Source organism: Citrobacter sp. MGH100, from assembly GCF_001034465.1.
Classification (GTDB): domain Bacteria; phylum Pseudomonadota; class Gammaproteobacteria; order Enterobacterales; family Enterobacteriaceae; genus Citrobacter; species Citrobacter youngae.
The window spans coordinates 387687-408329 of sequence record NZ_KQ089802.1; the positions used below are offsets into that span (position 1 = coordinate 387687).

General features: G+C 49.4%; 17 protein-coding genes and 1 tRNA gene. 9 read left to right on the forward strand and 9 right to left on the reverse strand.

The window, feature by feature from the left end:
* Window positions 1–204: 204 nt before the first annotated feature.
* Window positions 205–2523: an alpha-xylosidase gene (gene yicI / locus SK32_RS19675; RefSeq protein ID WP_048213734.1), complete on the reverse strand. Its 2319-nt coding sequence runs from the start codon at window positions 2521–2523 to the stop codon at window positions 205–207.
* Window positions 2524–2533: 10 nt separating this feature from the next.
* Window positions 2534–3916, reverse strand: coding sequence for a glycoside-pentoside-hexuronide family transporter (locus SK32_RS19680; protein ID WP_048213735.1), 1383 nt, complete (start codon window positions 3914–3916; stop codon window positions 2534–2536).
* 291 nt (window positions 3917–4207) lie between these two features.
* Between SK32_RS19680 and SK32_RS19685 the strand changes: the two genes are divergently transcribed.
* Both SK32_RS19685 and SK32_RS19690 read left to right on the forward strand, forming a co-directional pair.
* Window positions 4208–4302: transfer RNA gene (locus tag SK32_RS19685), tRNA-Sec, on the forward strand.
* A 119-nt stretch (window positions 4303–4421) separates the two neighbouring features.
* Complete coding sequence (locus SK32_RS19690; RefSeq protein ID WP_048213736.1) at window positions 4422–5459, forward strand: virulence RhuM family protein; 1038 nt, start codon at window positions 4422–4424, stop codon at window positions 5457–5459.
* Window positions 5460–5612: 153 nt separating this feature from the next.
* Here SK32_RS19690 and SK32_RS19695 read toward each other — a convergent pair whose 3' ends face one another.
* The gene (locus SK32_RS19695; RefSeq protein ID WP_048213737.1) at window positions 5613–7433 is read right to left on the reverse strand and encodes a P-loop NTPase fold protein; all 1821 of its coding nucleotides are present in this window, start codon (window positions 7431–7433) and stop codon (window positions 5613–5615) included.
* A gap of 10 nt (window positions 7434–7443) precedes the next feature.
* Window positions 7444–7635 carry a toxin-antitoxin system HicB family antitoxin gene (locus tag SK32_RS25225; RefSeq protein WP_075551443.1) on the reverse strand — a complete coding sequence of 64 codons (192 nt, stop codon included), beginning with the start codon at window positions 7633–7635 and terminating at the stop codon, window positions 7444–7446.
* A gap of 136 nt (window positions 7636–7771) precedes the next feature.
* On the opposite strand from SK32_RS25225, the gene SK32_RS19700 reads away from it, so the two are divergent.
* Entirely contained in the window at window positions 7772–8062 is a 291-nt protein-coding gene (locus tag SK32_RS19700) for a SymE family type I addiction module toxin (protein WP_048213738.1), read from the forward strand.
* A 137-nt stretch (window positions 8063–8199) separates the two neighbouring features.
* Here the strand turns inward: SK32_RS19700 and misL are convergent, their stop codons facing one another.
* Complete coding sequence (gene misL, locus SK32_RS19705) at window positions 8200–10992, reverse strand: intestinal colonization autotransporter adhesin MisL (protein ID WP_048213739.1); 2793 nt, start codon at window positions 10990–10992, stop codon at window positions 8200–8202.
* A 74-nt stretch (window positions 10993–11066) separates the two neighbouring features.
* Window positions 11067–11684 (reverse strand): transcriptional regulator, encoded by a 618-nt coding sequence (locus tag SK32_RS19710; RefSeq protein ID WP_048213740.1) that lies wholly within the window; start codon window positions 11682–11684, stop codon window positions 11067–11069.
* 573 nt (window positions 11685–12257) lie between these two features.
* Here SK32_RS19710 and SK32_RS19715 point away from each other — a divergent pair.
* The 3 genes from SK32_RS19715 to SK32_RS19725 all read left to right on the forward strand — a co-directional run bounded on the left by SK32_RS19715 (window position 12258) and on the right by SK32_RS19725 (window position 15331).
* Window positions 12258–13031 carry a winged helix-turn-helix domain-containing protein gene (locus SK32_RS19715; protein WP_048213811.1) on the forward strand — a complete coding sequence of 258 codons (774 nt, stop codon included), beginning with the start codon at window positions 12258–12260 and terminating at the stop codon, window positions 13029–13031.
* Window positions 13028–13492, forward strand: coding sequence for a hypothetical protein (locus SK32_RS19720; RefSeq protein ID WP_048213741.1), 465 nt, complete (start codon window positions 13028–13030; stop codon window positions 13490–13492). The genes SK32_RS19715 and SK32_RS19720 overlap by 4 nt, the downstream gene beginning before the upstream one ends.
* 342 nt (window positions 13493–13834) lie before the next feature.
* On the forward strand, window positions 13835–15331 hold the full coding sequence (locus SK32_RS19725; protein WP_005121531.1) for a C69 family dipeptidase: 1497 nt from the start codon (window positions 13835–13837) through the stop codon (window positions 15329–15331).
* A gap of 36 nt (window positions 15332–15367) precedes the next feature.
* Here SK32_RS19725 and SK32_RS19730 read toward each other — a convergent pair whose 3' ends face one another.
* A complete protein-coding gene (locus SK32_RS19730; RefSeq protein WP_048213742.1) occupies window positions 15368–16270 on the reverse strand; it encodes a LysR family transcriptional regulator in 903 nt (300 codons plus the stop codon).
* A 110-nt stretch (window positions 16271–16380) separates the two neighbouring features.
* On the opposite strand from SK32_RS19730, the gene SK32_RS19735 reads away from it, so the two are divergent.
* The 3 genes from SK32_RS19735 (at window position 16381) to SK32_RS19745 (ending at window position 18716) form a co-directional block, all read left to right on the forward strand.
* Window positions 16381–17388 carry a zinc-binding alcohol dehydrogenase family protein gene (locus SK32_RS19735; RefSeq protein ID WP_048213743.1) on the forward strand — a complete coding sequence of 336 codons (1008 nt, stop codon included), beginning with the start codon at window positions 16381–16383 and terminating at the stop codon, window positions 17386–17388.
* Window position 17389: 1 nt separating this feature from the next.
* The gene (locus SK32_RS19740) at window positions 17390–17695 is read left to right on the forward strand and encodes a putative quinol monooxygenase (protein ID WP_003023975.1); all 306 of its coding nucleotides are present in this window, start codon (window positions 17390–17392) and stop codon (window positions 17693–17695) included.
* 118 nt (window positions 17696–17813) lie between these two features.
* On the forward strand, window positions 17814–18716 hold the full coding sequence (locus SK32_RS19745) for a carboxylate/amino acid/amine transporter (protein ID WP_048213744.1): 903 nt from the start codon (window positions 17814–17816) through the stop codon (window positions 18714–18716).
* A 28-nt stretch (window positions 18717–18744) separates the two neighbouring features.
* Here SK32_RS19745 and nlpA read toward each other — a convergent pair whose 3' ends face one another.
* Window positions 18745–19563 carry a lipoprotein NlpA gene (gene nlpA, locus SK32_RS19750; RefSeq protein WP_048213745.1) on the reverse strand — a complete coding sequence of 273 codons (819 nt, stop codon included), beginning with the start codon at window positions 19561–19563 and terminating at the stop codon, window positions 18745–18747.
* A gap of 123 nt (window positions 19564–19686) precedes the next feature.
* Window positions 19687–20625 carry an Rpn family recombination-promoting nuclease/putative transposase gene (locus SK32_RS19755; protein ID WP_008323821.1) on the reverse strand — a complete coding sequence of 313 codons (939 nt, stop codon included), beginning with the start codon at window positions 20623–20625 and terminating at the stop codon, window positions 19687–19689.
* Window positions 20626–20643 lie beyond the last annotated feature (18 nt).

The following is a 20643-nucleotide window of genomic DNA, read 5'->3' on the forward strand; positions in this document are numbered from 1 at the left end:
GCAATCCGGACAGAAATAAGACAAAAAGAGGAAATAGTGAGATATTTACGGCGCAGATCACATTTTCCGCGGGAATCAGAGTGATACCGCTCGCAAATATGCAGAGATAAAAATTTAATTCAGGATGTTTTGGATTTTCAGATCTGGAATGCTGCTCGCAGCGTGGGCCGGATAAAACGCATCCGGCACCACGTCGACACATGCTTACAAGGTAATCGTCAGCTCACTGCCCTGTGGAGTAATAACTACACCCAGCTCGCTGCCCATATGCGACCCGCATTTAATGCCGCCAATTTTCTGAATATTTCGCAGGCACAGCGTCCAGTTACGTGCCTCACCGTTCCCTTTCACAGTGATGGTATTACCTACACGCGTCGCCTTCAGCGTGAAGATAACCGAGCCGTCCATCGCAGGCACTTCACACACCGCTTCCCGGCCCTCCTGCAGATGGAACAGCTGGAACGCGGTTCCTTCGTGCCAGGCGTAGTCCGGCTTCTGGTTATTGCTGCCCAGCGCCAGAAGGGTGTTCTCACGCACGTAAACTGGCAGGCTCAGGAAGTCATGCTGCTGCTTATGCCAGCGGCTGCCAGACACCTCGTCGTTACGCCACAGATGCGTCCAGCGTCCTTCCGGCAGGTAGAACTGCACATCACCCGCCTCGCTAAACACCGGCGCAACCATCACGCTATCGCCCAGCATGTACTGGCGGTCGAGATAATCACATGCCGGATCGTCCGGAAACTCCAGCATCATTGCGCGCATCATCGGCGTGCCTTGCTCATTGGCGCGCGCCGCTTCGCGATACAGATACGGCATCATGCGGCATTTCTGCTCGGTGAAGTAGCGCACCACATCGCAGGATTCGTCATCGTACGCCCACGGCACACGGTAGGATTTGCTCCCGTGCAGACGACTATGGCTGGAGAGCAGCCCGAACGCACACCAGCGCTTGTAGACGTGCGCCGGGGCGGTATTCTCAAAGCCGCCAATATCGTGACTCCAGAAGCCAAAGCCGGACAGACCAATGGACAACCCGCCGCGCAGGCTTTCGGCCATCGATTCATAGTTGGCATAGCAATCGCCGCCCCAATGCACCGGAAACTGCTGCGCGCCGACCGAGGCCGAACGGGCGAACAGCACCGCCTCTTCTTCACCAACAGTCTCTTTCAGCACGTTCCACACCAGTTCGTTGTAGATGTACGCATAATGGTTGTGCATTTTCTGCGGATCGGCACCGTCAAACCACTGAACGTCAGTAGGAATGCGTTCACCAAAGTCAGTTTTGAAGCAGTCAACGCCGATATCCACCAGACCTTTCAGCTTGTTGGCATACCACTCACAGGCTTGCGGATTAGTGAAGTCATAAATCGCCAGGCCCGGCTGCCATTTATCCCATTGCCACAGGGAACCATCCGGCCGCTTGAGCAGATACCCCTTCTCTTTCAGCTCGTTGAAAATCGGTGATTTCTGACCGATATACGGGTTAATCCACACGCAAACCTTCAGCCCCTTTTCTTTCAGGCGGCGGATCATGCCTTCCGGGTCCGGGAAGGTCACCGGATCCCACTCAAAGTCGCACCACTGGAAGGCTTTCATCCAGAAGCAGTCAAAGTGAAAAACGTGCAGCGGCAGATTGCGCTCGGCCATGCCGTCGATAAAGCTGTTGACCGTCGCTTCGTCGTAATTGGTGGTGAACGACGTGGTCAGCCACAGGCCAAACGACCAGGCTGGCGGCAGCGCGGGACGGCCAGTGAATTGGGTATAACGGTTCAACACGTCCTTCGGCGTTGGGCCGTCAATAACGAAGTATTCCAGATACTCGCTTTCCACGCTGAACTGCACTTTCGACACTTTCTCAGAGCCGATTTCAAACGACACGCACTGCGGATGGTTCACCAGTACGCCGTAACCGCGGTTGGTGATATAGAACGGGATGTTCTTGTAAGATTGCTCGGTGCTGGTGCCGCCGTCGCGGTTCCAGGTTTCTACCGTTTGCCCGTTACGCACCAGTGCGGTAAAGCGTTCGCCCAGACCATATACCGTTTCCCCGACACCGAGATCCAGGCGCTCAAACATATAGTTACGCCCGCTGTGAGTATCCTGCACGTAGCCGTTATTTTTCAGCTGACTGCCGGTAATACGTTCGCCGTTACGCAGGAAGTCCAGCGACCAGAACTCACCTTTAGTCACGCGCACGCTCAAGTTACCGCTCTTCAGTTCGGCAAATTCAGCGGTGTTGTGCATCTCGACGTTTACGTCCTGCAGCACGTTCAGCGGGTAATGCGGACCGGTATCCAACGCCCCCTGGAAGTGCGCCATACGCACACCTACCACGCCTTCCTGCGGTGAGAAAAAGCGCAGGGTGAAGAGTGGAGTATCCAGTTGCCAGGTACGTTCGCGCACATCGCGCGGCGCAACGTAGACAATCATCTCGTTACCCTGCTGTTCGACCTCGAATACCTGAATCGGGTTAATCACGTTCAGACCGGGCTGAATCAGCCAGTTTCCATCGCTAATTTTCATTGTCGGTTCCTTAGTTCTGTAATTCTTTCGTCGTAAAATCCTGCTGATTGCGGCGCGCACCCTGAGCCAGTTGGCTCATGATTTCAGTCAGATACGGGGTTTTCAGGGTATAGAAGCGTTTGGCAATCACGGCACTCAGCAGGTAGCAAATAGCCGGAACAATGGTGAACAGCCCGATGATGATGCTAATGGTGGCGCTATTCTGGGTTTTCGCTGCGGCGTCGTAGCCCCCGCCCGCCAGCATCCAGCCGATCATCGCCCCGCCAAGCGCCAAACCCAGCTTGAGTACGAACAGCGTGCCCGCAAAGCTGATCCCCGTCAGACGTTTTCCGTTGCACCACTCGCCGTAATCCACTGTGTCAGACATCATGACCCACTGGATTGGCGTCACGAGCTGGTGCAGTACGCCAATCACGAAGATGAAGACGAACATGGTGATGTTGGCGTGCATCGGTACGAAGAACATCGCCAGACTGACGACCGCCAGCGCGGCGTTGGTCCACCAGAAGACGCTGACTTTGCATTTCCAGTCGGTGAGCGGTTTTGCCAGCGCAGAGCCGATAAGATTGCCGACGCAATAGGTGGTGAGGAAGGCGACAAACACTTCTGGCGTGCCCAAAATCCAGGTGACGTAATACATCATCGCCCCGCCGCGAACACAGACGGCCAGGATATTGAGGATGGTCAGCATGCCGACGATGCGCCATTGATCGTTCTGCCAGATGTCGCGCAGATCTTCACGCATCGAGGTGGTGCTCGGCGGCGCTTCCACGCGTTCTTTGGTGGTGAAAAAGCAAAACGCCAGCATCAGGAAGGCCACAACCGAGAGCACGGCAATCCCGCCCTGAAAGCCGAACGCTTTATCCTCGCCGCCAATCAGATCCACCAGCGGCATCATCAGCACGGTGGAGAGCATGCCGCCTGCCGTCGCCAGCACAAAGCGCCATGATTGCAGGGAGATACGCTGCGTGGGGTCATTGGTGATCACGCCGCCCAGCGCACAGTAGGGAATATTCACCACGGTATAAAGCAGGGTCAGCAGCGTGTAGGTGATGGCGGCATAAATCATTTTGCCGTTCAGACTGAGATCTGGCGTGCTGTAGGCGAGCACACAGACCAGACCAAACGGCAGCGCGCCAAACAGCACCCACGGGCGGAATTTCCCCCAGCGCGAGCGGGTGCGGTCGGCCAGCAGTCCCATACAAGGGTCTGAGATGGCATCCAGCGCACGCGCCAGTAAGAACATGGTGCCGACAAATCCGGCCGGAATACCAAAAATATCGGTATAGAAGAACATCATATATAACATGACATTATCGAAGATAATGTGGCTGGCAGCATCGCCCATTCCGTAGCCAATCTTCTCTTTAACGGACAAAATCTCACTTTTCATTACGCATCCTTGTTAGCACTTTCACACGCACTGATACCGGTTACAGTTCTTGTAAACCATCCCTGTGAGCGCGGGTATTCCGATATCTCGTTATCAAATTACGATTCTTGTTTTCTGTGATCAGGGTAGCGTCGAAAAAATGTGATGAAATGTAACTAACGGATTTATTGAGGATTTATATGAAACTGGTCATGGTATAGATAAACGGAAGTTAAAAAAGTGAGTGAGGGGGTGTGGAAACGTTTGGAAGTAGCTATAATGCGCCCCGCCTCCATGTAGCAATCGAGGCGCGGAAGATCGTCATCTCCGGTGAGGTGGCTGGACTTCAAATCCAGTTGGGGACGCCAGCGTTCCCGGGCAGGTTCGACTCCTGTGATCTTCCGCCAAAATGCCTCATGTTAGTTCTTCTTAAATCACATCTCTTTTTAGCTTTCTATATCCAGGATCGATCTCTGGCATACTACGTTGATTGCAGCGTTATAAGTCTGGTTAAAACGGAGGCGACATGACAGATAAACACCTACCACAATCCCCGACAGGCGAATTTATTATGTTTGCCAGCAGTGATGGGAGAGTACGTGTTGAATGCCGCTTTGAGTCAGACACTATTTGGTTATCTCAGGCGGCAATAGCTGAATTGTATGATAAAGACGTTCGCACCATTAACGAGCATTTAATCAACATTTTTTCTGAAGGTGAACTTACTCAAAATTCAACTATCCGGAAATTCCGGATAGTTCGCCAGGAAGGAAAGCGTCAGGTTTCAAGAGAGATAGATCACTATAATCTGGAAGCTATCCTCGCTGTCGGCTACCGCGTTCGCTCCCCTCGCGGCACGCAATTCCGCCAGTGGGCAACCCAAACACTTCAGGAATACCTGATCAAAGGTTTTGTGATGGACGACGAGCGGCTGAAAAATCCGCCTGTTGGTTCTTCGGCTGTGCCTGACTATTTCGATGAGATGCTGGAACGCATCCGCGATATTCGGGCCAGCGAGCGCCGGGTTTATTTACGGGTGCGGGAGATCTTTGCGTTAGCTGCCGACTATCAACCGTCGCTAAAAGAAACCACACAGTTTTTTCAAACCATCCAGAACAAACTACATTTCGCCTGTACTGGCCATACTGCTGCTGAACTCATCCACAAACGGGCTGACGCCAGCAAATCGCATATGGGATTAACCAGCTACAAAGGTGAAGAGGTACGTAAGGGTGACGTGACGGTGGCAAAAAATTATCTCACCCAGGATGAGGTCAGCGAACTCAACCGCGTAGTTAACATGTGGCTGGATTTTGCCGAGGATCAGGCCCGTCGCCGTCAGCAGGTCTTTTTGCGTGACTGGCAGGATAAGCTGGATCAGTTCCTGCAATTTAACGACCGTGAGGTTCTGCAAGGCCCAGGTAAAGTCAGCAAGAAAATGGCCGATGAAAAAGCGCAGGCGGAATATAGTCAGTTTGCTGAACAACAACGGCGCTTAAAAGAAGCTGAAGGTGAGAAGGATATAGTGGAATTGTTACAGTGGGGAAAAGAGGGCAGGAAGTAGGGCTGAACCTCCCAGTAAATATGAGAATTATTTATTGGTATTGGTATTGGTATTGGTATTGGTATTGGTATTAAGAAACTATCAAAAAATTGAATATATTTAATGATCCGACTAAACAGAGAAAATTTCACTAACTAAAGATACATAATATTTTTAGATCTTTTCTTCTATTTTCCCAAAATAATAACCCAAATCACTAATTAATTGTGTTTTTTGTGGTTCTTCTGCATTATTGGCTACTCTATAAGTCATTTTCATTAGTTTTTTTAACCATATATACTCATCAACTAATTTTTTACTATGTAAGTCTCGTGAATATCTTGTTGACAAAGATGCAAGGAGTGTTCTATTACACTTCCAGTCATTAATAATCATATGAGAAAAATAACCCGGAGGTATTAAATGTAAAAAAGGAACACCACCATAATTACCTTCACTAATACCATACTCATACAAACGCGAATATTCCATTGAGTTTTTAAACAATGAAAATAAAAAATCAGGATAACTCTTTTTCCGTAAAGAATAGAAACTATCATTTACAGCAACACTCAGATACTCTTTAATTATTGTGAATTCCTCTTTGTCACTACATATGAATCCTAAATTATATTTAGAGCTGTGTAACTCACTAAAAAACTCTATGTCTGGTAATAACAATCCTTTTCCCAAAAGGTTGCGCACATATTTTTTAAAATAGGAGACAACATCTACCCCTAATGTTAGTGACTTTTCATTTTTCATTTCCAGACTCAATACAATCCCTACAACATGCAAGATCACTTCAGGTTCAACTATCTCATACTTTTCAAGTTGTCCTTTTAATCCATTAAGAGCTATTAAATATTTACTTCTTGTTAAGTCGGTCCAACTCCATAAATCTCGCCAAAAATATGAGTACTTATCAACAGACAACAAAGGATGTTGAGATAGGTGAGTCGCGATATTATCTATATCCATCACACCAACCGAGAAGACTTTAGCTATTGAATCATAAGGTAAAACAGGATCAAACCAATCAACTGTTGAATATTTTCCGATAATAATATCAATTTTTCCAGGTGAACTCTTAGTTAATGAATAGGTAAAAGAGTTAGTTGGGATATTTTCTATTTCCTCGGAAGAAATATTACCACGTCGGTGTTCAATACCTAAAGCTAACATTGATGTTAGCAACTTTTTTATGGCAACAGTAGATTTATTTAGATAACTCTCAAAATTAACAACTAGCCTCTCAAAATCCCCAAAAATTGCGCGAACACTTCTGAAGTTAACACTACCAGAATCATTGATGATTTTTAGTATATCTTTTTTATTTTTTAAAATACTTTCTTTTGCTAGATTATTTTTTATTGTATCACAAAAAAAATCAATAACCTCTCCCACAGATGGTATTAATGAAATAGTTTTCCCTATTGTCTTTTCCTTTTTTAAAAGGTAGTCTTCTCTTTGATCTTCAGGTATATCACTCTCACTTGCAACGACTAATACCTTGCAACCATCATGCTCAACAAAAGCGTTTATATAACCTAAAATACTTTGAATAGGAATTAAACATCTTTCTAGATCATCAAATATTATAATCCTATTTTTTATATTAAGGAAAATGTCTTTTACAATAGATTTATCATTTTCATCTTTGGCTACTTCCGTTCCTGCATATCCATTAATAGCTCTAGATGCTATAACACCTAGCATTCTAAATGCTTTAGATGATAACTTTGGATGTAGTTGAGAAAAGAACTGATCTGTAATTTCAGAAATGGAAGTTAGTCCATTTAATGTAATATAGAGAGGTTTTGTTAATTCATGATCTTCTTTAAAGAATTTATTTTTAATGAAATAAGTTTTCCCACTACCCCACGGACCGTTAAGGAGCACAGCATAATCACTATTAATATCTTCATAAAAATAATAATTTAGATAACCAATCACATTATTATTTTCTTTTCTTGCATTTGTCGAGGTCACCATAAAGACACTCTCAATTATGAGGTTTAATCCCTAACCGGCAAAGTTCATTGCGAGCTAATGTTTTGAGCCAGTTCCCCAAACTCATCCCCTCAGCCTTTGCCGCAGCCTCTAACTGCGCCTTTAACTCAGGCGTGATACGAATCTGAAAAGTTGGAGCCTTTCCGGATTTGGACTGATTTGGGTCGCGTTTAGCCGTTGACATGTACGTACCTACAAGCACAATATATCACCGATCAGGTACGTACCTTTACACCTGACGACCTGACTTATAAACGCCCTCGCCCGGTATTCGCAGTACCCGACGAGAGCTAACCTCACCAACTATCAAGGAGTTGATTATGGCTGATTCGCATTCTACCCCAGACACCGACCAATCCGGAACCGAACGTTCGGTAATTGTGGGATATCGCCCGAATGTTTTCGACAAATCCACACCCAAAATTATTCTTTCCGGCAAGTGGCTACGCGAAGCGGGGTTTGATACCGGGCAACAGATTAGCGTAAAAGTGATGAACGGCTGTATCGTCCTGATGGTCTACGGCGAGCAGGAGCAACGATTGCAGGATGAGCTGAAAGAGGCAAATCAGAAGCTGAACAGAATTGAGAACACGCTGGCAACTCTCCAGTGAAGTGCGGCTGAACCTGTAAGCGTTAATTACAGATTTACCAGATGCCGGATGGCGCTAACGCTTATCCGGCCTACAATTCCCCCAAAAAATAAAGCCGCCGATCGGTTAATCAGCGGCTTTTACATTACTGCATTACATCAGAAGTTATATTTCACGCCGAGCATACCGCGGGTATCGCTGTAGCCTTTGTCGCCGATCTGTTGGGCCACGTTGCTCCACACGTTGAGGCGCGGGGTGATTTGCCCTTCTACGCCGACTTTCAGCTCGCCGATGTTCTTCGTGCCGCGCATGTCGTTGCTCACATCATCCATCTTCACGCGGGTCGTCTGCGTGTTGTGGATCCAGTTGGCTTCGACAAACGGCTGGAACTCGCGTGATTTACCGTCGTCGATGGCGTTGTGACCGTTGATAAAGGCTTTCACACCCAGACGGGTCATCAGGTTGCCATCGGTGTTGTCTTTCACGCGGGTACCGTTCGCTTCGCGGTGGCTGTCGGCCTGCACGTCCATCCATACCACCTGCGCTTTCGGTTGCAGCCAGTAGCTGTTGCGCTCGTTTTCACCCAGTTTGAAGCTGTAACCCGCTTCAACAGAGGCTGTTATCCCGCTGGATTTGTATTTCTCTGTCGCCTGCTCCTGGCCCATCACTTTGTTATCAAACCAGTTGTACAGCATCCAGGTGTCTACGTAAGTGCCGGTCTTGTCTGCGTCATTGGCATACCAGGTGCCGTACAGCCCTACGCTGTAACCGGTGACCTGACCACGTGAATGGTAGCCGGTCAGGCTGGACTGCGTGCGGTTCTGGCTGTTGGCGTAACCTGCCATTGCGCCGATGTGCCAACGGTCGAGGCCGTCGCTACTCCACTGCGCCAGATCGCCGCCTAACTGCATCACATAGCTGTTGCTTTGGGTTTTCAACTGCCCGCTACCGTCTTTAAAGCGGGTATGCGCCCCGACGTTACGCATCCACATACTGGTGACTTTTTTCTCGCCCGTCAGCATGTCGATGTACTGCGTTTCGCCCAGACGATCGTGCAGTCGGGTCATAAACAGCGTGTTAGCGGCGTAGTTGTTCGCCAGATAACTACCTGCTTCCGGGCGGTATTGCTGCTCGGTGACCGGAGGTGCGACAGGTATTTCCGGCTCAGGGATTATCGGATCTACCGGGTCTGGATCGACCGGGTCTGGGTCAACAGGATCAGGGTCATGCGGATCGACCGGGTCCGGGTCTTCCGGATCCGGCGGAGCAGGAATAAAGCTGGTCAGATACCAGTTGCTGCCCTTTTGCACCACGTTATAGTCGTACGCACCGGCAACAATACGGCCCGCTTTCTCAAAAGTGCCGTCAGAATTACCGGCCACTTCAATAATCTCAATACCTTCAACAGTTTGTGCCCCGGTTCCGCCAATATTATTCACCGCCACAAACGCGTTACCGGCGGTATTGCCGAGCACTTTCAGCTTGTCGGTTTCGGAGGCATCGTCATTCAGGACGGTATTGAAAACCAGTTTGCCGCCGTTGCCGGTGAAATCTTCATTAATGGTAAGCGTCTGCCACGGTTCTCCGTCAGCATGGCCAAAGTTCACCACGGACCCGCCGTTCAGCGTCAGGTCAGTAAGCGTTGAGCTGTTGGTCATGTTCCAGGTCGCATCGCTCATTTGCAGCGAGATAACACCCGTTCCGGCCGTGACGCTGGTGATGTATGACGCCCCACTCCACAACGAGTTGTCGGTCATATTGAGCGTAATGGTACTGTTTTGCTGTGGCAGGCTGCTGTTCGCGGCAGTCGCGCCGGCGGCGTGAAGATCGCCGTCGATAAGGAAGCGCCCACCTGCGGAGCCGTCTACGGAGCCGCCCGTTTCGGTGCTGATGGCATAACTTTCATTGCTGTGATTTCCCGCCATGGTAATGGCAGCGCCGCCCGCCAGGTTTATCGCACCGCGTGAAGCCGCATACAGGCCGCGTGGCGCTTTGCTGTATGACGCCGCTTTGGCCGAATTGTTTACGTTGATCGTCGCGTTTTCGCCGAGATTCACCGTCGCATTGGTGGAATAAACCGCATGTGCGCTGACGCCGTTGACCGTAATCGTGGCATTGTTGCCCAGTTCCGTTTTGGAAGATGAGGCGGCATAGATCCCTGTTGAGGAAGCACCCGACGTCTCGATAGTGGCACCATCACCAAGGCGGATCGAGGAGCCGCTCTGCCCGGTGCGAAGACCTTCTGAACTGTCACCTATCGTCACAATGTGTGCCCGGTCGCCGACGACAATCGTATTTTTGGCCTGCGTTTCGTCTCTCATCGCGTTTGCAGTGATCCCACGCCCCTGATAACCGGTGGTTTGAATATACAGATCGTCGCCAACGTAAATATTGGCCGAACCTTTCCAACCCTGCCCCTGATTATAGGCGCTGTAACCGGCGTTAATGCCGTCACCATCCTGACCGTCCACATAGATGCTGGTGCGATCTCCGGTGATGATAAAGACCGGGTTATCCGGCGAATTGCCCCCGTGCGTGCGGATACCATCAACATCCTTACCATTATTAGCGGCATTCTTCGACTGCGTGCGGATCGTCAGGTCGTCACCGAAAATAACGCCCGGGCTACCCGTCGCACTGTTCTGAATAACGGTAATAGAGTGTTCGAAGGCTTCAGCTCCAGGCCCATTCAGCGTTAATCCATGACCAAAAACGGGAATGGTGCCGGCACTCCACTGATAAACATAATTCGGCGTCGCGCTGGTTTTAGCGAAACTGGCATTCGCCTGTGCAGGAAATAAAGCCTGCAACTCCGGGGGCAGACTGCTAACCAGACCGCTGGAAGGAAGACTATCAACATCAATCCAGGCTGCATGGGCCGAAAATACCATAGAAGTTAATGCGGCTGAAACCGCGATGGCAATACGAGAGTAAGATTTGGGATTTGGCATATTAGCCTCCTGCTATCAGGCGTAGAGCGTCCACCACATCGCGATGATGTGGAAATAATAAAAATGAGAATCAGCTATAAAATGTTAGAGAGTATTTTATGAATACTTAGGCCTAACTTATCTTCAAGTCGAAGTTTGTAGACATATATTCTCTTAACATCAATATTATCTATTCGGGTAATTTGCTGAATACTTATCCCTGAAATAAATCGCTTGAGTAATATCATTTCCGTATAATTCAATGAACGCCCACGTTTGCTGTTGGCGAGATGCCCCCGGAATAAGCGACGTATTTTCTGATGCTGAACTTCATCACTATCACTGGAATAAATAATCCCTTGAATTTTATTGCTTTTCGATAACCAGTAATTGGCTAACGGCGTCAGGATCCGATCCGCTATCAATACAATATGCATACCACTCTGCGTCAGGCGATCCACCCATTGCGGATCGGTGAACAGACGCAAATTCGGGAATGAAAAATCGATAAAAATAAATCCATGGGATAAATGATTGTGATTATTAAGTAAAAGCTTTTCAATAATACCTTTCTTCAAATAATCATTACCCTCTGGCCAGACAGCAAAAGCGGCACGGTGGCAGTATTGTGCGCGTACGGCAGCATCCGGAAATAATTCACAGGATAATTCACAGCTTATGCAACGAACACTCTGTAGCGGCTTTCTCTTCATCTACTATGCCCCTGTTATTTTCCATAAATATTTCATCGGTAAATAAATGTGTCAATCCGACAGGTGGTGAAATCCGTTTTCGCTAATAACAGTCGAGTGGTAAAAATGTTATAAAATCCTATAGAAAAATAATCTCCAACTGTAAATGTCGTTATGTTGATAAGTATTACGGAGCTTTATCTCAGATTAAAAGCCCATATATTAGGAGTTTTATACACAAATCCAGACATCACGGTAAACGTAAATACAGCACTATTTGCTAAAACAAAACCTTGCGAAATGATTTTAGTAAATCACAAAATTCCTAAAAACCAGAAACCTTTGTGATGTTGTGGGATAAATATAATAGCTAATCAGATAAACCTGTAATTAATTCTTATTATTTAACCTTAGTTAATTATCACCTAAGATATAGCCACTATAACTCATTGTATTAAAAGGATTTAATTATTAAGAGTAAAACTCTTATCTTTGATCAAGTACAAAGGTAGAGGCGTCTTATCCATTTCGATGTAATATTAAATGGGTATGTTGATGCAACATATGAGACGTTTCGTTACTGAGGGCCGGGCATTGTACCTTATCAACCAGTTGGTCGAATTTAATCCTGATAACAAAAGCCTGGTCAATCGACAGACAGGGCGAGCAATTCAACTGCAGATCCCAGCCTCGCTCTGTTTTCTCTATTTAATTACTCACGCAAGTGACATTGTTTCTCAGAGCACGCTGCTCAAAGTAGGTTGGGGAGAAAGAAACAATGTGACCACGACCAATACTTTTTACCAGGCAATTTTGACGTTGCGCAATGCACTGGCGGATGTCGGGTTGCCCCGTGATACAGTCAAAACTATTTCCCGGCGTGGACTCAGATTAAATGAGAGTACGCATGTGGAGACGATCACACATTCCCAAACTGAGCCCCCTTTAGCACCATTTATTAAGGAAAACAACGATCCCGAGGAAATGCCCTCTCCACCGCAAGTAGCAACGTCGATTCCCTGGTGGAACATTTTCTTAACCACCGGAGTGATTATTACTACTCTGATTATCTGGCTGGTTTGGTATCAGACTCGACCTGTCATGCCGTTTAGTAAATTCGTGTCGGTTTCTATGCAAATTCCCTCACAGGAAAACTGTAAAATTTATTACTCACCGAATGAACACAATCTGGAAAGCTATTTCAGCCTGATGCAATCGCATCCCGATCTTTGTGAATATAACAAACATGTGTTTCTTTCAGGTTACCGTAAGGCACAGAGGATGGTGGCCTTTGTATGCGATAAGGATGCGCGGATAGATGTTCACGCGTTTTGTTCTACTCATTACTACTGGATGCGCGGGAAATGAACAAAATACACAATCTTATCCTGCTGGCGATTGGCGTGGTATTGATGCTGGGTTCGGGCGCCTGGCTATGGTATTCACGCTACGCCGACAGACCGTTGAACTGCGTCGGTAACGTGGAGTGGAATATTGGCAGCAACCGCTTTACCGGCACGGTGTCATATCGGCTGTACGACCATCAGGGGCTGGCAACCTTAACCGGAAAACTGTACGGACGTCACGTCACAGGTATTAGCAGGAATATCTATTTTACCTATACCCAGCACCACGACGCGCGCATACTGCAGTCGACGCAACTGGTCAAAACCTTCTCAGACTCCGCCGATAAAGACGATATCAACGAGACGTTGCCCAGTTTTTATCGCGAAACCGGACAGCGCCTGAGTCTGGTTATGGAGGAGTATAAAGGGGCGTGGATAGTGGCGAGTTCCACTGTTCCTTCGTTGTATTGCCGTAAAAAGTAACGTCATATCCGGAAACAAAAATCACGCCCCCTCAATGGAATTCATATTTGCCATCATCGACTTACGCGACATGGGTCACTGAATCCTCTAATAACCCATTGCTATTCTTCATCCCGAATCAGGAAACATCCTGAATATCACGATATCTATTGCGTAATAATTAAGCGAAATGGGCGTTTTATTTTGCCCAGAAGACTTCAATCTACGGATGGATATTTGGAGAAGGCGTGGGCAGGGGCGTTTATCTCTCTCGCGAGCAATGTCTGAGGGTTCAGACGTTATCGCATTTCAGGAAACGGTATGTTTCCGGTGTATTTTTGGCGTACATATGAGGGATACGTAATGTTTACTTTTAAAAAGTGCCTGATTGCACTTTCTATAAACTTGGCCGTTGTTTCATCAGGTTTTGCTTGTACGACCCTGCTGGTCGGTAACGAAGCATCAGCGGACGGCTCGATGCTGGTTGCCCGTAGCGCTGACAGCGATGCCCTGAAAGCGCAACATTTTGTCATTCACCCGGCAAAACAGAATCAGACAGGGGTATACAGCACCAAAGCACATAACGGTGCGAATGACTTTACCTGGCCGCTACCCAAAAACTCTCTGCGTTATACCACGGTTCCAAACTGGAAAACCCAACTGCACGGCGCGACCGGATTTAACGAACTGGGCGTTGGCGTGAGCGGGACAGAATCTATTTTTGCCTCACCAAAAGCGCTGGCCGCCGACCCGTACGTTGAAGATAAAGGGATCACCGAAGACGATATCCCGGATATTCTGCTGTCGCAGAGTAAAACCGCGCGTGAAGCCGTGGCGCTATTGGGCCATATCGTTGAGACCGTCGGCGCAGGCGAAGGCTTTGGCGTTGCCGTTGTCGACGATAACGAGATCTGGTATCTGGAAACCGGCAGCGGCCATCAGTGGATGGCGCAGCGTCTGCCAAATAACCAGTATTTTGCCACCGGTAACCAGGGCCGCTTACAGGATTACGATCCGAAAAACCCGGACATGATGGCGTCAAAAAACCTGATTCAATTTGCGACCGAAAAGGGTCTGTACGAACCGGCGAAAGATGGCAAATTCAACTTCTCCAAAGCCTATACCCGTGATGACGAGCGTGACCGCACGTATAACGACCCTCGCGTATGGACCATCCAGAAAGAGTTCAATCCTTCCGTAAACCAGGATATGGCCAAAGGGCGTGAATTCCCGGTCTTCATGACGCCAGAGAAGAAAATGACGCTGGACGATGTGAAGGCCGTACTGCGTAACCATTATGAAGGCACCAGCCATGACCCCTACACCAACGGTCTGAATGGCAAAGAACCATGGCGTCCGGTCAGCGTCTTCCGCACCTATGAAGCGCATGTTATGCAGGTCCGTCCGTGGTTGCCAAAAGAGATCGGTGAAACGACCTACATTGGTTTGGGCATGGCTGATCTCACCGCCTTTGTTCCGTACTACAGCGGCCTGAAAGCGTATCCGGCTAACTATACGATGGGTACCGATAAAGCGGACGATCAGTCTATCTACTGGAAATATCGTAAATTACAAACGCTGACGATGACCGATTATCCGAAGCTCGCGCCAATCGTCAAAAAAGCCTACAAAGCATGGGAAGACAAAGTGGCGAAGGAGCAAAAAGAGGTCGAAGCAGAGTATCTGAAGATGGCGAAAACCGATAAACCAGCCGCCGATAAGATGCTGAATGACTTCAACCTGCGCATCATGGCCGACGCCGAGAAGCTGACGGAAGATCTGACTAATCAGCTATTTACCATCCGCACCAAAGACATTCAGTCTGATATTTTCTTTGCCAACGCGGCGAAAAAAGACTGAGTAGCGACGCGATAGTATTCTGGCGTAAAGCGCTTATTAGCTTTGCGCCAGCATTTCACACCGCGCCTTCACTGCGTCGTGCAGCAGACGGACCGCCGTTGAAAGCTGCTTCCGATGCGGGCAAATCATATTCAGCGGGACTTTCTCCCCCTGATAATCCGGCATCAGCAGTTGTAATCGACCGTCACGCACATCCTCACTGACATCCAGCCACGACTTGTACGCCACACCTTCCCCGGCAATTGCCAGGCGTCGGATCACTTCCGCATCGTCGCTCATAATGGTGCCGTTAACCTGCACACTACTGACCTCGCCGTTGCGCGTAAACGTCCAGCGATCGTGCAGACGGCCGCGTAATACGAAGGTCATGGCGTTGAGCTGCGCTAAGTCACCCGGGCTTTGCGGCGCACCGTTTTGTGCAACCCAATCCGGTGAGGCCACCAGCACACGTCGGTTCCCCGGCACCACGGGCAGGGCAATGTAAGACGCGTCTTCGGTATTGCCATAGCGAAACGCAACATCGACGGGGTCTTTAAAGACATCCGTCACCTGATCGGAGAAAAAAATCCGCAGGCGCAGCGCGGGATATCGGCGTCGAAACGACTGAAAGACCGGCAGCAGCAGGTTACGGCCAAGATCGGAAGGCACAGCAATTTGCAGCGTGCCAGACACTTCATCTTCTGGGGTCTGAATTTTTTGCAGCCCGGCATGCATCACGTCCAGCATCTGGCGGGCATAGGGTAGCCAGACCTCGCCCTCCGGCGTCAGGCGCAGGCTGCGCGTGGAGCGGGCGAACAAGCGGATAGCCAACGTAGACTCCAGACGCTTGATGGCGGAGCTGACCTGAGCAGGCTGAACGCCGACTTCGCGCGCGGCATCGCTAAAACTGTTCAGCGCCGCGGCGCGGACAAACAACGTGAGATCTTCAAGCCGGAACATTTTCACTCCCCGAGTATAAGTCCTGTCGCCGTAGGGCTATTTTTCCCGTTCTGCTGCCGGTTTACCATCGAATTATTCAACAGAGATAAGGTTTCTGAACCGGAGAGATTATGAAAACCATCGCTATTACCCGCGCCGCGACCAACGGCAATAACATTGAATTTTTACAAGAGATTGACCTGCCCGTGCCGGATGCCACCGGGCACGATCTGCTGGTTGAAGTGAAGGCCATTTCTGTCAACCCCGTTGATACCAAGGTTCGCGAAGGTTTTAACGCTGATGTGCCGCGCGTGCTGGGCTGGGATGCCGTGGGCGTGGTGAAATCCGTGGGTGAAGCCGTCACCCTGTTCTCACCGGGCGATGAAGTCTGGTACGCCGGTGCGCTGGGTCGCGCTGGCAGTAACAGTGAATTTCAGCTGGTTGATGAACGTATTACCGCGCTGAAGCCACAATCACTCGATAACGCCTCTGCGGCGGCGCTGCCGCTGACCGCGATCACCGCCTGGGAAATGCTGTTTGACCGTCTGGGCGTTGAGGAAAACGGCAATGAAGATGATGTGTTGCTGATCGTTGGCGCGGCTGGCGGCGTCGGTTCTATCCTGACGCAACTGGCCAGTAAGCTGACTAAAATGACCGTCATCGGCACCGCATCACGTCCGCAAAGCCAGAAATGGGTACGTGAAGCAGGCGCTCATCATGTCATTGACCACAGCAAGCCGCTGACGGAAGAGCTGGCACGGATAGGGGTTAAGGCGGTGACGCACGTTGCCAGCCTGAACAACACTGAGCAGCATTATCAACAAATTATTGCCGCACTGGCACCACAGGGTAAACTGGCGCTGATTGACGATCCTGAATTCCTCGATGCCCGTCCGCTGAAGGCCAAAAGCATTTCGCTGCACTGGGAGTTTATGTTTACCCGTTCGATGTTTACAACCCACGACATCATTGCGCAGCATCAGTTACTGACCCGCGTGGCACAGCTGATCGACAGCAACACCCTCCGCACCACGCTGGGCGAGCATTTTGGCGCGATCACTGCGGCGAATCTGCAAAAAGCCCACGCGCAAATTGAAACCGGTCGCTCGGTCGGCAAGATTGTGCTGGAGGGGTTTTAACATGTCCGATTCAGAAGTGATTTCAATTATTGCGGTACTGAAAGCCAAACCAGGGAAAATCGATGCACTGAAACAGGCACTGCAGGCTCTGTTACTGCCTACTCGCCGGGAGCCGGGCAATATTGAATATGCCCTGTTCCAGTTACGCGACACGCCGGATGTATTCTACGTACGCGAATCCTGGCACGGTCAGGCCGGTCTGGACGAGCATATCGCTCTGCCACATTTCCAGGCGTTCATTCTACAAATGAACGATCTGCTAGCCGAACCGCTACGGCTGGATTATCTGACGCCGATTGCGCCATAAAATAACTGCCGAAGCCCCCTGCCGCGTGGGGGGCTACACCAGTCATGTCTCACTCGCTTCGCTATCTCTGCTATGATGCCTGCACACAAATAAAACAAAACAACATGCCGAGGGAAAGATGAGTTCCACCAGAAGAGGGATGATGAACGTCCTGATTGCCGCCGTATTGTGGGGAAGTTCAGGCGTTTGCGCGCAGTACATCATGGAGCAAAGTCAGATGTCGTCGCAGTTTCTGACCATGACACGTCTGATTTTCGCCGGGCTGATTCTGCTGATGCTCTCTTTCGTTCACGGCGACAAAGTGTTCTCCATTATCAAAAACCGCAAAGACGCCATCAGCCTGCTGATTTTTTCCGTAGTTGGAGCGCTCACCGTACAGCTCACCTTTCTGCTGACCATTGAAAAATCCAACGCCGCCACCGCGACGGTGCTGCAATTTTTGTCACCGACCATTATCGTGGCGTGGTTTTCCGTGGTGCGCAAAGCACGACCGGGGATTTTAGTGCTGACCGCAATCTTCACCTCGCTCATCGGCACCTTCTTACTGGTCACCCACGGTAACCCAACGTCGCTGTCTATTTCACCTGCCGCGCTGTTCTGGGGAATTGCTTCGGCGTTTGCCGCCGCGTTTTATACCACCTACCCCTCAACGCTTATCGCGCGTTACGGCACGCTGCCGATTGTCGGCTGGAGCATGTTGATAGGCGGCCTGATCCTGCTCCCGTTCTATGCCGGAGAGGGAACAAACTTCGTGGTTAATGGCAGTTTGATTCTGGCGTTTTTCTATCTGGTGGTCATCGGTACGTCGCTCACGTTTAGCCTGTACCTGAAAGGCGCGCAGATGATTGGTGGGCCGAAGGCGAGCATTTTAAGCTGCGCAGAACCGTTGAGCAGCGCGTTGCTGTCACTACTGTTGTTAGGTATTACCTTTACCCTGCCTGACTGGCTGGGCACGCTTTTGATCCTCTCATCGGTAGTGCTGATCTCAATGGACTCACGTCGCCGCGCCAGAGCGGTTTAACCCCAACCGGCGCGGCAACGGGTCACGATTACCAGCCCGGAACCGCGCCGCCGTTAAAGATAGTTTCTGCCGCCTTTGCCACTTCCGGTGACTGATAAGATTGCAGGAATTCTTTCACATTCCCGGCATCTTTGTTGTCTTCTCGCGCCACCAGGATGTTCACGTAGGGTGAGTTTTTGTCTTCAATAAATACGCTGTCATGTACCGGAGAAAGCCCGGTTTGCTGGATGTAGGTGGTACTGATAATCGCCACATCCACTTTCTGATCGTCCAGCACGCGCGGCAGCTGCGCGCCTTCCAGTTCCATAATATTCAGGTGTCGCGGATTATCAGTAATATCCAGCGCCGTGGGCAGCAGGCCTGTATTTGCTTTCAGCGTGATTAACTTTTCTTTTTGCAGCAGCAACAGCGCCCGCCCGAGGTTGGTTGGATCGTTAGGTATCGCAATCGTTGAACCGTCTTTAAGTTCAGCGACGGTTTTGATTTTCTTCGAATACCCTGCCATCGGGAACACAAAGGTATTGCCCACCGCAACCAGCTTATAGTCATGTGCTTTATTATCTTGTTCGAGGAACGGACGATGCTGGAAGACATTGGCATCCAGCTCACCATGATTAGTGGCATCGTTGGGCAGCAGAGAACCGCTAAAACCCACCAGCTCCACCTCAAGGCCATATTTTTCTTTAGCGACTTTCTTCGCGACCTCCGCCACATCCTGCTCGGCACCGTTAATCACACCCACTTTGATATGCTTTGCATCACTGCTCTGTTGATCGCATCCTGCCAGCAATAATCCCGCCAGTAATACCGCCGCCCCTGCCCCGAAAAAAGGTATCTTCAGCTTCACGTTTTATCCTTTTGCAATAACCGCCTGATGAGTAATGAAATGACTATAGCGGCAAGGCCGCTGCGGTTTAAAAAACGAAAAAGCATCAGCAAGAAGAAAAAAGCATAACGGGAAAAAGATACATTAGTCGGAAGATGCCGTTAGTTCATCACTTGAAAGCCCGGTGATAATTAGCACCAGTTCACGATCGATCCCCTTCTCCAGCATGGCATGGGCTATCCGCAACGCTTCGTCTTGTTTGCCTTCAATCTTGCCCTTTTGTAATCCCTCTTGTAAGCCACTGTAATGACCCGTTCTTCGCCCTGATTCACGTAAACATTCTGCAATCGTCATTAATCTCTCCTTGTGTTGGGGAACGCGTAAAGCCACCTCGCGAATAAACGCCTCGAAACGCGGTGCGCTGCCAGACTGCATCAGATAATTAAATAGCGTTTCTACCTGGCTGTCATTAGCGTATCCCTTAACCAGCAGAGCAACCAGGTTATCCACCAGCACCATCAGGTCACGTTCACGTATATGCTTCTGGACAAGCTCAAGTAGCGCCATCCGCCGATGCTGCATAATCTCATCATCAGACAGCGCCGTAATGTCTACCAGCGGGAAGGCAGAACCATAAAGCTGCCGTGCGGTTTCTGGATCGTCAAATTCATCCAACCAACACAGCGAGTACGGATACGGGCTGTCAACGCCATGGTAAAAAAGTATTGGCACCACCAGTGGCAGCGTTTTGTGTCCTGCATCAAGGTGATTTTGCATCGCGGCAATGGCGTAACGCATCATCCGAAATGCCATATGAACATCCGATGAACTCTGGTGTTCAATCAACGCGTAGATATAGCCTTTACCGGTTCTAGTTTTTAGCGACCACAGAACATCGGAATAACTGGCACGCAGATCCTCCTCAATAAAACTCCCGGGTTCCAGTTTCAGTGTATCCAGATCGCAAAGCTCATGTAATGACGAAGGAAGATAGGTATCAAGAAAATCCCGCGCCGTATCTGGATGGCCTAAGAATTTTTTAAACACCGCATCATGCGGTGTAGATGTTGTTGGTTTTTGCATGGCGGTCCGTCACCGGAA

Excerpts from the sequence above, each read along its gene's own strand:
- SK32_RS19680 (WP_048213735.1), bottom strand. The coding sequence starts at position 3,916 with ATGAAAAGTGAGATTTTGTCCGTTAAAGAGAAGATTGGCTACGGAATG.
- SK32_RS19740 (WP_003023975.1), top strand. The coding sequence starts at position 17,390 with ATGTCCGATTCAGAAGTGATTTCAATTATTGCGGTACTGAAAGCCAAA.
- SK32_RS19710 (WP_048213740.1), bottom strand. The coding sequence starts at position 11,684 with ATGAAGAGAAAGCCGCTACAGAGTGTTCGTTGCATAAGCTGTGAATTA.
- SK32_RS19695 (WP_048213737.1), bottom strand. The coding sequence starts at position 7,433 with ATGGTGACCTCGACAAATGCAAGAAAAGAAAATAATAATGTGATTGGT.
- SK32_RS19725 (WP_005121531.1), top strand. The coding sequence starts at position 13,835 with ATGTTTACTTTTAAAAAGTGCCTGATTGCACTTTCTATAAACTTGGCC.
- SK32_RS19755 (WP_008323821.1), bottom strand. The coding sequence starts at position 20,625 with ATGCAAAAACCAACAACATCTACACCGCATGATGCGGTGTTTAAAAAA.
- SK32_RS19720 (WP_048213741.1), top strand. The coding sequence starts at position 13,028 with ATGAACAAAATACACAATCTTATCCTGCTGGCGATTGGCGTGGTATTG.
- yicI (WP_048213734.1), bottom strand. The coding sequence starts at position 2,523 with ATGAAAATTAGCGATGGAAACTGGCTGATTCAGCCCGGTCTGAACGTG.
- SK32_RS19735 (WP_048213743.1), top strand. The coding sequence starts at position 16,381 with ATGAAAACCATCGCTATTACCCGCGCCGCGACCAACGGCAATAACATT.
- SK32_RS25225 (WP_075551443.1), bottom strand. The coding sequence starts at position 7,635 with ATGTCAACGGCTAAACGCGACCCAAATCAGTCCAAATCCGGAAAGGCT.
- SK32_RS19690 (WP_048213736.1), top strand. The coding sequence starts at position 4,422 with ATGACAGATAAACACCTACCACAATCCCCGACAGGCGAATTTATTATG.
- misL (WP_048213739.1), bottom strand. The coding sequence starts at position 10,992 with ATGCCAAATCCCAAATCTTACTCTCGTATTGCCATCGCGGTTTCAGCC.
- SK32_RS19745 (WP_048213744.1), top strand. The coding sequence starts at position 17,814 with ATGAGTTCCACCAGAAGAGGGATGATGAACGTCCTGATTGCCGCCGTA.
- SK32_RS19730 (WP_048213742.1), bottom strand. The coding sequence starts at position 16,270 with ATGTTCCGGCTTGAAGATCTCACGTTGTTTGTCCGCGCCGCGGCGCTG.
- SK32_RS19700 (WP_048213738.1), top strand. The coding sequence starts at position 7,772 with ATGGCTGATTCGCATTCTACCCCAGACACCGACCAATCCGGAACCGAA.